This window comes from Bradyrhizobium sp. SZCCHNRI2009 (assembly GCF_032485115.1).
In the GTDB taxonomy this organism is placed as follows: domain Bacteria; phylum Pseudomonadota; class Alphaproteobacteria; order Rhizobiales; family Xanthobacteraceae; genus Bradyrhizobium.
Map to the genome: position 1 here is coordinate 1,043,731 of NZ_JAUEUH010000001.1, position 12,288 is coordinate 1,056,018.

The 12,288-nt window shown below is 65.7% G+C and carries 10 protein-coding genes; 5 read left to right on the forward strand and 5 right to left on the reverse strand.

Going from position 1 to position 12,288, the window contains the following annotated elements; genetic code table 11:
• Positions 1–81: 81 nt before the first annotated feature.
• Together QX041_RS04705 and QX041_RS04710 are read right to left on the reverse strand one after the other, a co-directional pair.
• Entirely contained in the window at positions 82–399 is a 318-nt protein-coding gene (locus QX041_RS04705) for a hypothetical protein (RefSeq protein WP_315749667.1), read from the reverse strand.
• Positions 400–569: 170 nt separating this feature from the next.
• Complete coding sequence (locus tag QX041_RS04710) at positions 570–974, reverse strand: hypothetical protein (RefSeq protein WP_316164580.1); 405 nt, start codon at positions 972–974, stop codon at positions 570–572.
• Positions 975–1,124: 150 nt separating this feature from the next.
• Here QX041_RS04710 and QX041_RS04715 point away from each other — a divergent pair, with 150 nt between their 5' ends.
• The 3 genes from QX041_RS04715 to QX041_RS04725 all read left to right on the forward strand — a co-directional run bounded on the left by QX041_RS04715 (position 1,125) and on the right by QX041_RS04725 (position 6,592).
• A complete protein-coding gene (locus QX041_RS04715; RefSeq protein WP_315749670.1) occupies positions 1,125–1,769 on the forward strand; it encodes a trimeric intracellular cation channel family protein in 645 nt (214 codons plus the stop codon).
• 317 nt (positions 1,770–2,086) lie between these two features.
• Positions 2,087–5,578 (forward strand): indolepyruvate ferredoxin oxidoreductase family protein, encoded by a 3,492-nt coding sequence (locus tag QX041_RS04720; RefSeq protein WP_316164581.1) that lies wholly within the window; start codon positions 2,087–2,089, stop codon positions 5,576–5,578.
• A 432-nt stretch (positions 5,579–6,010) separates the two neighbouring features.
• Positions 6,011–6,592: a hypothetical protein gene (locus QX041_RS04725; RefSeq protein WP_316164582.1), complete on the forward strand. Its 582-nt coding sequence runs from the start codon at positions 6,011–6,013 to the stop codon at positions 6,590–6,592.
• A gap of 38 nt (positions 6,593–6,630) precedes the next feature.
• On the opposite strand, the gene QX041_RS04730 is transcribed toward QX041_RS04725, so the two are convergent.
• The 3 genes from QX041_RS04730 to QX041_RS04740 all read right to left on the reverse strand — a co-directional run bounded on the left by QX041_RS04730 (position 6,631) and on the right by QX041_RS04740 (position 10,364).
• Complete coding sequence (locus QX041_RS04730) at positions 6,631–7,608, reverse strand: sensor histidine kinase (RefSeq protein ID WP_316164583.1); 978 nt, start codon at positions 7,606–7,608, stop codon at positions 6,631–6,633.
• 102 nt (positions 7,609–7,710) lie between these two features.
• Positions 7,711–8,763, reverse strand: a complete 1,053-nt coding sequence (locus tag QX041_RS04735) for an alpha/beta hydrolase (protein WP_316164844.1) — start codon at positions 8,761–8,763, stop codon at positions 7,711–7,713.
• A gap of 728 nt (positions 8,764–9,491) precedes the next feature.
• Positions 9,492–10,364 carry an alpha/beta fold hydrolase gene (locus QX041_RS04740; RefSeq protein WP_315714516.1) on the reverse strand — a complete coding sequence of 291 codons (873 nt, stop codon included), beginning with the start codon at positions 10,362–10,364 and terminating at the stop codon, positions 9,492–9,494.
• Positions 10,365–10,538: 174 nt separating this feature from the next.
• Here QX041_RS04740 and QX041_RS04745 point away from each other — a divergent pair, with 174 nt between their 5' ends.
• Positions 10,539–11,927, forward strand: a complete 1,389-nt coding sequence (locus QX041_RS04745) for a class II 3-deoxy-7-phosphoheptulonate synthase (protein WP_315749678.1) — start codon at positions 10,539–10,541, stop codon at positions 11,925–11,927.
• A complete protein-coding gene (locus QX041_RS04750) occupies positions 11,927–12,280 on the forward strand; it encodes a diacylglycerol kinase (RefSeq protein WP_315749679.1) in 354 nt (117 codons plus the stop codon). The genes QX041_RS04745 and QX041_RS04750 overlap by 1 nt, the downstream gene beginning before the upstream one ends.
• Positions 12,281–12,288: the final 8 nt, after the last annotated feature.

A 12,288-nucleotide genomic window follows, 5' to 3' on the forward strand; every position in this document is an offset into this window, starting at 1 on the left:
TCCCGCAGATTCTGATCTCATCCGCCTGTAGAAAAGCCGCGGACTCTGCCGCGGCTTTTCAGTCTGATTTGCTGAAATCGCTTAGTAGCGATCCGTTCCGATGCCGACGCTGACGCCCGGGGCGCGGAAGCCGATGCCGCCGCGGTCTTCGTAGCCGCGCCGTTCGATGTAGCGCTCACGCGGAGCGTACGCGTAGGAATCGCGATCTTCGCCTTGAATGATGACGCGGCGTTCACTGCGCTCGCGCCAACAGCGGCCTTCCTCGTTACAGACCATCCGGACGTTCTGGATGTCTCGTTGCGGGACCGCCGAGGCTACGGGAGAGATCGGTGCCGCCGAAGCGGCAGTCACGGCCAGCGTGCTTGCCGCGGCTGCGATAGCTATGGAGAGAGCTTTCATTACGTATCTCCTGGGTGAGAGTGTCAATGAGCCAACCGGTTCGCGCTGCTATGGTTCCATGGCGGCCCTCGCACGCTTCGCGTAATTTGTCGGAGGACTCGCCAAAAAACGGCGGCGGGTGATGCTCACCCGCCGCCCAGGAGTGGGACGGCTGATTGCCGTCCGCGAGATTATTTGATGGCGTTGGGCTTGTCGCTCGGGGCCGCCGGCGGCGGTGTGGTGCGATCTCCCGCGGCGCCGGTCGTCACGCCGGGCGAGGTGTTATCTTTGGTGGTCGAGGCGGATTGCGAGGCCGGCGTGGTGCTCGCCTGATCGTTGCGCATCGACATGTTGTTCAGCCCGTAGAACACGGCGCCGAGCAAAATCGCGATGCCAAGGGCGTACGCTGCGATCCGGCCGGTCGAGGCGGAGCCTTCCCTCAACTCGGGATCGGGCTGCAGCTGGCTGTCCGTCCGCGCCGCGCGCTCGTAGTCGGCGCCGGTCATGTCGGCACCGGGCATGCCGGGCCGCGTCGTCATGTCCGGCCGGTTCATGCCGTCGGGATAGCGTTCGTTCGGGAGCCGTTCGTTGGCCATGATGTCCTCCTTGCGATTGTCACCCGACAACCAGTCGGGCCCCGGCTCTGTTCCGCGAAACCTTACGAAATCGCCAGTCGATCCGTTGCACCGCGCGCTAAGGTGCCTCGCGTGCACTGCGATTCTCCGTCCTGTTTGTTGGAGCCTTCGATGTGGAACCTGCCGCCCGGTGACAGCGTGTTGCATCTGTTGACCTGGGTGGCGCTGGCGGCGCAGGCGATGACGGCCGCGCTGGCGGCGGGACGCCGCAGTATGGACTGGATGGGCGTCTGCTTGTTGGGGGCGATCACCGCGCTCGGCGGCGGCACCTTGCGCGACGTGCTGCTCGGCCACTATCCGCTTGCCTGGGTCGAGCAGCCGTCCTTGCTGCTGCTGACCGTGCTGGCGCCGTTCGTGACGATCGCCATGGCGCGCCTGGTTCACAGGCTGACCATGGCGTTCCTCGTTCTCGATGCGGTCGGCCTCGTCGTGTTCACGATGACGGGCTGCGACATCGCCTGGCAGATGAACGTGCCGATCGGCATCGTCATCGTCGCCGGGATGATCACGGGTTGCGCCGGCGGCGTGCTGCGCGACATCCTGTGCAATGACGTGCCATTGCTGTTTCGCGCCGAGCTCTACGCCAGCGTGTCCCTCGTCACGGGCCTGGTCTATGCGACCGGCTTGTCGCTCGGCATCGCCAGCGGATGGTGGACGGCGCTGACCTTCGCGCTCGGACTGTCGTTCCGGCTGCTCGCGATCCGCTACAAATGGAACATGCCGCGCTTCGTATTCGCGGGCGACGATCGGGGATGAACGACCGCGGTCTTGTCGCATCGCACAATTCGTTTCGGGCCAGAATCGCGCCGGCCACAACGGTTCACTAACCGTCCGCCGAGCCGCCAAAGCCATGGTGCGCATCATCCCATTTCGCGGCAGTGGCCGTTTTCGACACAAACCGCAAAAGCCGCAGCCGGCTCCCGCCACGAAATTGCGATTTCGGTTGGCTGCCCTGCGCAGACGAGATTTGTGATGCGCATTCTTCAAAAGCAGACATAAATGATTGGCAGAACGCGCGCTTCCGCCGGCCGGCGGCAGCCGCGCACCCTGACAAGGCACGGCAAGAGGGCGGAATGGGACTCAACGAGAGCGAGATCAATCTCGACCAGAAATACACCGCAAGCTCCGGCCACATCTTCCTGACCGGCATCCAGGCGCTGGTGCGGCTGCCGATGGCCCAGATCCGGCGCGACCGCGCCGCCGGCCTCCATACCGCCGGCTTCATCTCCGGCTATCGCGGCTCGCCGCTCGGCGGCTACGACCAGCAGCTGTTCTCGGCCCGCAAGCATCTCGAGCAGTACAACATCAAGTTCCAGCCCGGCGTGAACGAGGACCTCGCGGCGACCGCGATCTGGGGCTCGCAGCAACTCGCACTGTCGCCCGGCGGCAGGTATGACGGCGTCGTCGGCATCTGGTACGGCAAGGGCCCCGGCGTCGACCGCTGCGGCGACGTGTTTCGCCACGGCAATGCGGCCGGCTCCGCCAAGAACGGCGGCGTGCTCTGTCTCGCCGGCGACGACCACGGCGCCAAATCCTCGACCGTGCCGCATCAGTCCGACCATGCCTTCATCTCGGCGCTGATGCCCTATCTCTATCCGTCCTCGATCCACGAGATGATCGAGATGGGCCTGCTCGGCATCGCGATGTCGCGCTATTCCGGCTGCTGGGTCGGAATGAAGGTGATCACCGAGACGGTGGAGACGACCGCCGAGATCAACCTCAACGACGAGATGACGCCGTTCGTCATCCCCGCCGATTTCGAGATGCCGCCGGGCGGCCTCAATCTGCGCTGGCCGGATGACCGCTTCGAGCAGGATCGGCGGCTGCAGGACTACAAGGGCTTTGCCGCGATCGCCTTTGCCCGCGCCAACAAGGTCAACCGCATCACGATGGACTCACCGAACGCCCGCTACGGCATCATGGCGTCGGGCAAGAGCTATGAGGACATCCGCCAGGCGCTGCGCGAGCTCGGGATCACCGAGGAGGTCGCCGCCAAGATCGGGCTTCGCCTCTACAAGATCGGCATGCCCTGGCCACTGGAGCCGGAAGGCGTGCGGCAGTTCGCGGTCGGCCTCGAGGAGATCTTCATCATCGAGGAGCGTCGCGAGATCGTCGAGAACCAGGTCAAGCAGGAGCTGTTCAACTGGCGCGACGACGTCCGCCCGCGCATCGTCGGCAAGATGGACGACCACGACAAGCGCTTCCTGCCGTTTGCCACCGAGCTCTCCGTCGCCTCGCTCGCGACATCGCTCACCGAGCGTCTTCTCCGCCTCGACCTCAACCCCGAGATCAAGGCGATGCTGCGCGCCAAGGCCGACTGGTTCAATGGCCGCGACGCCTCGCAGATGCAACTGGTCTCGCCGGTGGCGCGCACGCCGTATTTCTGCTCGGGCTGCCCGCACAACACCTCGACCAAGGTGCCCGAGGGCAGCCGCGCGCTGGCCGGCATCGGCTGCCACTTCATGTCGTTGTGGATGAACCGCAACACCGAGACCTTCACCCATATGGGCGGCGAGGGCGTGCCGTGGGTCGGCATCGCGCCGTTCACCGACGAGAAGCACATCTTCGCCAATCTCGGCGACGGCACCTATTTCCATTCCGGCAGCCTCGCGATCCGCCAGTCGATCGCCTCCAAGGCCAACATCACCTACAAGATTCTCTACAACGACGCGGTCGCGATGACCGGCGGCCAGCGCCATGACGGCGATTTGTCGCCGCAGCAGATCACCTTCCAGCTCCATGCCGAGGGCATCCGAGAGATCTATCTGGTCTCGGAAAATCCCGACGCCTATCCGGCCGACAGCATCGCGCCCGGCGTCAAGCTCGCGCATCGCGACGAGCTCGAGAACGTCATGAAGACGCTCCGCGAGACCAAGGGCGCCTCGGCGATCGTGTTCGTGCAGACCTGCGCCGCCGAGAAGCGCCGCCGCCGCAAGCGCGGCACGATGGAGGATCCGCAGCGCCGTGTCTTCATCAATCCGGCCGTCTGCGAGGGCTGCGGCGACTGCTCGGTGCAGTCGAACTGCATCTCGGTCGAGCCGCTGGAGACCGAGCTGGGGCGCAAGCGCGTCATCAACCAGTCCTCCTGCAACAAGGACTATTCCTGCGTGAAGGGCTTCTGCCCGTCCTTCGTCACCATCGACGGCGGCAAGCCGCGCAGCCGCGCGCCCGCTGAGCTCGGCGACATCGGCGAGATGCCGGAACCGCTGACCAAGCCGTCACTGGAGCGGCCCTACAACGTCGCGGTCGGCGGCGTCGGCGGCACCGGTGTGCTGACGATCGGCGCGCTGCTCGGCATGGCCGCGCACATCGAGGGCAAGGCCTCGATGATCCTCGACATGTCGGGCCTCGCGCAGAAGGGTGGCGCGGTGCTCAGCCATGTCCGCCTCTCCGAGAATACGGCTGACGTGACCTGCTCGCGCATCGTCACGGGGACCGCCGACCTCGTCATCGCCGCCGACGAAGTGGTGGCGGGTGCCAAGGAGACGATCACGCTGTGCGATGCCGAGCGCACCCATGGGGTCATCAACAGCCATCTGATCCCGACCGCCGATTTCGTGCTCAACCGCGACTTCAATTTCCAGAACCGCAAGGTGACGAGCCTGCTGGAAACGGCGCTGCACAAGGACTCGACCTTCCTCGATTTCACCAAGCCGGCCGAAGCGCTGCTTGGCGACAGCATCGCCACCAACATGATGATGATGGGCTACGCCTACCAGAAGGGCCTGCTGCCGCTGTCGGCCGAGGCGATCGAGAAGGCGATCGCGATCAACGGCGTCGCGGTCAAGATGAACACCGAGGCGTTCCGGCTCGGCCGCCTCGCGGTGGTCAACCCGGAGCGGCTCGCCGACATGATGACCGGCAAGGACGAGGCGGTGCCGCCGAAATCGCTTGAGGCGATGACGCTCGACGAGATCATCGCCCACCGCATGGCGTACCTTACCGGCTATCAGAATGCGCGGCTCGCCAAGCGCTACCGCAAGCTGGTCGATCAGGTGCGCGAAGCCGCCGACAAGGGCGGCTACGGCGAGGCGCTGCCGCGCGCGGTGGCGATCAACTATGCCAAGCTGCTCGCCTACAAGGATGAGTACGAGGTGGCGCGGTTGTTCTCCGACGGCAGCTTCGAGAAGCAGCTCCATGACGCGTTCGAGGGCGACTACAAGATCAGCTTCAACCTCGCGCCGCCCATCCTCAATTCCGGCCTCGATCCGCAAGGGAGGCCGAAGAAGCGCAGCTTCGGGCCGGGCATGATGAAGATGTTCCGCCTGCTGGCAAAACTGAAGGGCCTGCGCGGCACACCACTGGACGTCTTCGGCTACGCGGCCGAACGCAAGATGGAGCGCGACCTGATCGCCGGCTATGAGAAAGACGTCGCCACCGTGCTGAACCTGCTGTCGCCTGCCAACGTCGACATCGCCGTCGAATTCCTGTCGCTGCCGGACAAGATCCGCGGCTACGGCCCGGTCAAGGAGAAGGCGGTGAACGACGCGAAAGTGCGTTATGCGCAACTCGCCGCCGACCTCGCCAGCCCGCCGCCGGCGCCACGGCAGATGGCGGCGGAGTAGGCACTCCAGGCGACGTGCCGTAGGGTGGGCAAAGGCGCGCGAGCGCCGTGCCCACCATCATGCGATCTGTATACCTCTCGTCATTCCGGGGCGCTCGTGCGCGCCTGCGCGAGCCGGGAATCCATAACCACAGACGGGATCATTGCGCGAGATTTTCGCTTTCGTCGTCGCAGCGGCCCGTCGTGGCTCTGGAACCCGCGCTCAGCTCTCACGTCAAATGGCTCCGCTATTTTGTCGAGCGGTCTGCCCCGGAATGACGCCTGGGAGTGTGTCGTGCGCTCACACCACCGTCATTGCGAGCGTAGCGAAGCAATCTAGCGTCCTTGCCCAACTCTGGATGACTCCCGTTCACCCACTCGTGCGGATGTCGCATAAATCTGCCGTATTCACTACATGTTGCTATATGCATGGAGGCGTCGATAGGGGTGATCCATGCGAGTTCTGGTTTTCTTGTTCGCGGCTATCGCGGCGATATCGACCTCGAGCCACGCCGAGGTCATGTCCTGGCGTGGCGTGGGGCCGGTCGACCTGGGCATGACCGTTGCCGAGGCCGAGCGTGCGTTGAACGCAAAGCTTGGTCCGATGGAGCCGCCGTACACGAAGGAGTGCTATGTCGCCAGTCGCGCCGACGGCAAGGACGAAGCGCTGTCCTACGTGATCGTCGATGGCAGGATTGCCGTGATCTACCTCTTTCTCGACGATGGGCGTCGACCAGATCCGAAGATCGTCGACGCGAACGGAGTTGGAGTGGGGTCGACGGAGGCCGACATCGCGGGTGCCTATGGAGCGACGGAGCGGACATTCGCGCCATACGAGAGCGAGGAGACCGAGGAAGACAAGGCCGAGCGGCTGAAGCAGGGTGTCACGGAGCCGCCACCCGCACCCAATCATTGGGTGATCGCCAAGAGCCCGGATGCCAAGAGAGCGATCATTTTCGAGACCCGGGATGATAAGGTGATCTACTGGAGGACGGGAATCTTGCCGGCGGTCATGTCCTGGGAGGATTGCATATAGTGCCCACGTGAACGAAGCGACACGGGCGGCCAGGGGCGTCAGTTCGCCATCCGCTCCCGGCTCATGCGCAGCGTCACGACCAGGCCTTCGGCGGACCAGTCGAAGGCGATGGTGCCGCCGAGCTGGGCGTTCATGCTGCGATGGATCAGTTTGCTGCCGAAGCCTTCGGTCGTGTCGGCCGACTTCGGCGGCCCGCCGCGCTCGGTCCACATGATCACCACTTCGTCGTCATGCGCGCTGCACGACACGTCCAGCGTGCCGCTCGAAACCGACAGCGAGCCGTATTTCGCCGAGTTGGTCGCGAGCTCGTGGATCACCAGCGCCAATGTCGTGCTCGAGCGTTCTCCGACATTCATCTTGGGCACCGACACACGGATGCGGACGCTGGCGCCTTTCTCATCATAGGGGGCAAGCAGCACCGAGACGAGATCGCCGAGCAGGGCTGCTTGGTTCGTCCCGCCCGGCCGCGGACGTATCAGATCCTGGGCACGGCCCAGCGCGATCAGCCGGCTGGCGAGCTCGTGGGCCATGTCCTCCTTTGTCGCCGCCGTGCGCGACGTCATCTGCGTCAGCGCGGTGGCGATCGTCAGCAGGTTCTTGACCCGATGGCTCATCTCGCCCGCCAGCAGCTCGTTGGCTTCTTCGGCCTGCTTGCGCTGGGTCACGTCGAGGAAGACGCCGAACATCAGCCGCTCGGCGATGTCGGCATCGTCACCTTGGCCGCGGGCGGAAATCCAGCGGATTTCGCCATCCGCGAGAATGCGAAAATCGATCTCATAAGCGCCGACGATCGCCCGTGTCGCTGAAAACGCCGATCTCACCCGTTCGAGATCGGCGGGGTGAATGTTCTGGGAGAGCACCTCGAACGTGATCCTGCTCTTGGTCTTGGGCACCTCCCACAGCTCATAGGCGCGCTCGTCCATCGTGATCGCGTCGGTGTCGACGTTCCACGACCACAGGGCCACGCCGGCAGCTTTGGTGGCAGCGCGCAGATGCTTTTCGTGCCAGATCGGCATGCACGCGTCCTCGGCCGGCATAAGTTCGATCCCCGCTTTCTTCGCCGCTCTGCAGGCTACGGATCCCGCAATCCGGCAGCCGCAGCCATGTTCGCCCTCCGACTACGCCGCCGCTGCGACTTCGTCGATCGAGGACATGACGGCCTCGGTCGCCGTCTGATGCACCATGTGGCCGGCGCCGCGCACGCGGCGAAAGGTGCTCTGGCTGACGTCGTGATGAAGCCGTCTGGACTGGGCGTCGATGTCGATCAGGCGATCCTGATCACCGGCAACGATCACGACCGGCATCTTCAGCTCACCGTACGCTCTCCTGAAGCGGAAAGCATCGGGAATCATCAGCGCGGCCTCCGCGGCGGAGGCGCGGATCTGCGACGGGCGAACCGCCATTTCCTTGGGGAAGCCGGCAAACTTCGCCGGAACCGATCGCGGGCCGAACAGCTTGGCCATCAGCAGCGGCCACATCATCCGGCTGATCAGAGGGGAGATGGTGTAGCGCAGGATATCGCCCAGCAAGGGAATGGCCGGAGCCGATCCGGCCACCACGTCGGACCGGAAGGTCGGATAGTAATAGCCAGAGGCGAGCACCATGCCCTTGACCATGGCCGGATGTTCGAGGGCGAGCGCGACGGCGACGGATGCGCCCCAGGAATGACCCAGGACGAAGGCCTCCGAGACGCCCAGGCGATCGAGCGCGCTCTTGATTAGCCCGGCCTGCGCCGTCGGCGTCCACACGACGTTGCGCGGCCGGTCGCTGTGGCCGAAGCCCGGCCGGTCGAACGCAATGACACGGTAGTTCTGCGCCGCCAGATCGATCAGGCCGCTGGAGGCAAAGTCCTGGATCATGCTGCCGTTGCCGTGCAGCAGCACCAGCGGCACGCCGGTGCCGCGCTCGACATAGTGCAGCCGGACGCCGTCGACGTCCATGAACTGGCCGGCGGGAGGATTGGCCCGCTCGGCAGACTTGGCGAGGCGGCGATTGACGAGCGCCGTGATGGCCAGGACGGCCGTGGCCGCCGCTGCCGCCAGAAGAAATGGATGAGTCTTCGCCAGCGACCGGCTGCGACGCGCCAGCGGCTGGAGGGATGGTGTCGAGTTGGTCAGGCGGCTGGGCGTCGACGCCGCGAGCGCGCGCGCTGTGGTCCGGGCTGCGGTCATCATCTGCCCTCATGGAAAGGCGTGCACGACATCTGGAGGATCCGAGAAATGATGCAGCACAGGAGCAACGGCCGGTCACGCGGTTCGTTCCGTTGTGCCGTCCTGGCGCGCATGGCCGGGGTGTAGGTCGACCTCCGAGCGTTCCGGCCGAGCTCGACCAGCGCAATCGGTCCGGCTTCTGCACCCGGCGGATCGAGGCAGGACTCCCCACAGATGTGCCTTGCGCAAACGGCCCGTCGGGCAGAATCTACTTTACGAAATTCAGAAATTGTGCTTTGATGCGCGCATCCCGCCTCGGCCGGAGGGGCGTTGCGCGCGATCGTCACGACACGCGAGGCGGGGAGCGATGGCCGCGCTTGTGCCGCAGCGTGTCTTCGGACGCGCCGACGAACGGCATGGTGCGGACGTGAAGTCGCAGCGTGCTGACACCCCGATGCTGGTGTCCCGCGCAATGCGCAAGCATTGTCGCGAATGGTGGCCAACAAGCCCGGCGCACCAGGCAGACTGCGTATAAGCGTTAAGACCGTCGCGCAGGGAAGGCCGGGCGTTCTCGGCTGCACCTGTGGTACCTGCCGCCTGCATTTTTTTTCGCAGGCGGGCCGCAGGCGTCAGCCGACGCCTGGCCTTCCCTGCGCCCTCCGACTTGATGAGGGTGAACGACCTCAGCACAGCTCGGGCAGCATCTGCCGCGGGAGCGCTCGCTCATGGGCTATGACGAACCGATCGCGTCAGCTTTCGAGCAGCCACTCCGTCGCGCTGCGCCACAGCGTGTCGCGATGCGCCGCGCGGAAGAAGCCCATATGGCCGATCGCGGACGCCCCGACGTCCTGCGGCGCGATGTCGAGCAGCTCCGGCGTCGTGCCCGTATAACCAGCGCACAGCAGCTCAACCGCGGGCCGCGTGGCCCAGGGATCGTCGGCGAGGCACAGCGCCCGGACGGGACTCTTGAAGTTGGCGTAGTTGGCAAGCGGCAGCGATGCGTCATCGAACAGATAGCGCGGGCTCATGATCCAGCGCACCCATTGCAGGAAGACACCCTTCGGCAGGTCCTCGCCGACGCCACTCCAGCCCGGCGTGTAACCCAGCGCATGAGTCAGCGGGACGCCAACGCCGTTGAGCATCGTCGCCACGCGCCAGCGTTCGCCCGGGGCCATCAGCTTCCAATAGCCGGCCTGCGAGGCGATGAAGAGGGCGCGCGACACCTCGGTGTTGTTGGCGAGCAGGCCGAGCGTCTGGCCGCCGAAGGAGTGGCCGACATAGCGCAGCGGCAGCGCACCGTAGCGCGCACGCATCCAACCGACCGCGCCGGTGATGTCGAGTGCGGCCCAGTCGGTCATCGAGGCCGCAAAGCCCTTCAGGGAGCGGGGACGGCTGCCGCCGATCCCGCGATAGTCGTAGGTCAGAACCGCGCAACCCTGCTGGGCAAGATGAGCAGCGAAGCCGCGATAGATCCGGCGCGGGATCGCCGCCCCGGAATTGATCAGCACGGCATGCGCCGGCGTGCCGCGCGGCATGAACAGGGTGCCCGCGAGCGCAAAGCCATCGACGGCCGGAAGGGTCAGATCCTCGCTCGAAACGCCGTCGGATCCCGTCTCAGCCACGCCTCGTCCTCCCATCACTTGCCCTTCCGCAGCAAAGTCAAATTCGGGTGGCGGTGCAAGCCCTTGTGTCCGCGCCCTAAATTCCAAGTGGCGGCACAGGAGCAGGCTGTGTATAAGGCGCGCGCCGCCGCGCGGGGAATTTGGCGTGCAGTTGCCGAGAGGGAGTAGAGAGCCATGACCGAGCGCTGGAGCCCGGAGAGCTGGCGGTCCAAGCCGGTGCAGCAGGTGCCTGACTATCCCGACCAGAAGGCGCTCGCCGAGGTCGAGGCGCAGCTTGCGACCTTCCCGCCGCTGGTGTTCGCCGGCGAGGCGCGCAACCTGAAGAAGGCGCTGGCGCGGGTGGCGGCGGGCGAGGCATTCCTGTTGCAGGGCGGCGACTGCGCCGAGAGCTTCGCCGAGCACGGCGCCAACAACATCCGCGACTTCTTCCGCGTGCTGCTGCAGATGGCCGTGGTCATGACCTATGCCGGCGCGGTGCCGGTGGTGAAGGTCGGCCGCATCGCCGGCCAGTTCGCCAAGCCACGCTCGTCGCCGACGGAGAAGATCAATGGCGTCGAGCTGCCGAGCTATCGCGGCGACATCGTCAACGACACCGCCTTCACGCCCGAGGCGCGCATCCCCGATCCGCAGCGCCAGCTCGACGCCTACCGGCAGTCGGCGGCGACCTTGAACCTGCTGCGCGCGTTCGCCACCGGCGGCTTCGCCAATCTCGGCAGCGTGCATCAGTGGATGCTCGGCTTCGTCAAGGATTCCCCGCAGTCGCGGCGCTACAAGGAGCTGGCCGACCGCATCTCGGACGCGCTCAACTTCATGCGCGCCTGCGGCCTCGACCTCGAGAGCCATCCGGAGCTGCGCGCCACCGACTTCTACACCAGCCACGAGGCGCTGCTGCTCGGCTATGAGCAGGCCTTCACCCGGGTCGATTCCACCACCGGCGACTGGTACGCGACCTCGGGCCATTTCATCTGGATCGGCGACCGCACCCGCCAGCTCGACCACGGCCATGTCGAATATTTCCGCGGCATCAAGAACCCGATCGGCCTGAAATGCGGCCCGTCGCTGAAGCCGGACGAGCTGCTGAAGCTGATCGACATCCTCAATCCCGACAACGAGCCGGGCCGGCTGACCCTGATCAACCGCTTCGGCGCCGACAAGGTCGGCGATCATCTGCCGGGACTGATCCGCGCGGTGCAGCGGGAAGGGCGCAAGGTGGTGTGGTCGTGCGATCCGATGCACGGCAACACCATCACCTCGACCTCGGGCTACAAGACACGGCCGTTCGATCGCATCGTATCCGAGGTGCGGGCGTTCTTCGCGGTGCATGCCGCGGAGGGCACCCATGCCGGCGGCATCCATCTCGAGATGACCGGCAAGGACGTCACCGAATGCATCGGCGGCGCGCGCGCGATCACCGACGAGGATCTCAACGACCGCTATCACACGGTGTGCGATCCCCGGCTGAACGCCGAGCAGTCGATCGACATGGCGTTCCTGATCGCCGAGCTGCTGAAGCAGCAGCGCGGCGGCAAGACCGCACCGATGCCGGCCGTCGCGGGCTTCTGATGCTGCGTTTGTGGCGCGCGACGGTCAACTCGCGCAACGGCCTGGCCTTCGCGCTCCGCTCCGAGCAGGCGGTGCGCGAGGAGGTGGTCGCGTTCCTGCTGGCGCTGCCGCTGGCCTATGTCGTCGGCGCGACGCCGATGCGCAGCGTCGAGCTGGTCTGCGCGGTGGTGCTGGTGCTGGTCGTCGAGCTGCTCAACACCGCGATCGAGAAGCTCGCCGACCGCCTCACCACCGAGCACGATCTGCAGATCGGCCGGGTCAAGGATCTCGGCTCGGCTGCCGTCGGCGTCGCGCTGCTGATGTCGGGCTGCTTCTGGCTGTTCGCGATCGCCGAGCGGCTCGGGCTGCTTTGAATGAGTTG

Excerpts from the sequence above, each read along its gene's own strand:
- QX041_RS04710 (WP_316164580.1), bottom strand. The coding sequence starts at position 974 with ATGGCCAACGAACGGCTCCCGAACGAACGCTATCCCGACGGCATGAAC.
- QX041_RS04725 (WP_316164582.1), top strand. The coding sequence starts at position 6,011 with ATGCGAGTTCTGGTTTTCTTGTTCGCGGCTATCGCGGCGATATCGACC.
- QX041_RS04735 (WP_316164844.1), bottom strand. The coding sequence starts at position 8,763 with ATGACCGCAGCCCGGACCACAGCGCGCGCGCTCGCGGCGTCGACGCCC.
- QX041_RS04750 (WP_315749679.1), top strand. The coding sequence starts at position 11,927 with ATGCTGCGTTTGTGGCGCGCGACGGTCAACTCGCGCAACGGCCTGGCC.
- QX041_RS04715 (WP_315749670.1), top strand. The coding sequence starts at position 1,125 with ATGTGGAACCTGCCGCCCGGTGACAGCGTGTTGCATCTGTTGACCTGG.
- QX041_RS04705 (WP_315749667.1), bottom strand. The coding sequence starts at position 399 with ATGAAAGCTCTCTCCATAGCTATCGCAGCCGCGGCAAGCACGCTGGCC.
- QX041_RS04730 (WP_316164583.1), bottom strand. The coding sequence starts at position 7,608 with ATGCCGATCTGGCACGAAAAGCATCTGCGCGCTGCCACCAAAGCTGCC.
- QX041_RS04745 (WP_315749678.1), top strand. The coding sequence starts at position 10,539 with ATGACCGAGCGCTGGAGCCCGGAGAGCTGGCGGTCCAAGCCGGTGCAG.
- QX041_RS04720 (WP_316164581.1), top strand. The coding sequence starts at position 2,087 with ATGGGACTCAACGAGAGCGAGATCAATCTCGACCAGAAATACACCGCA.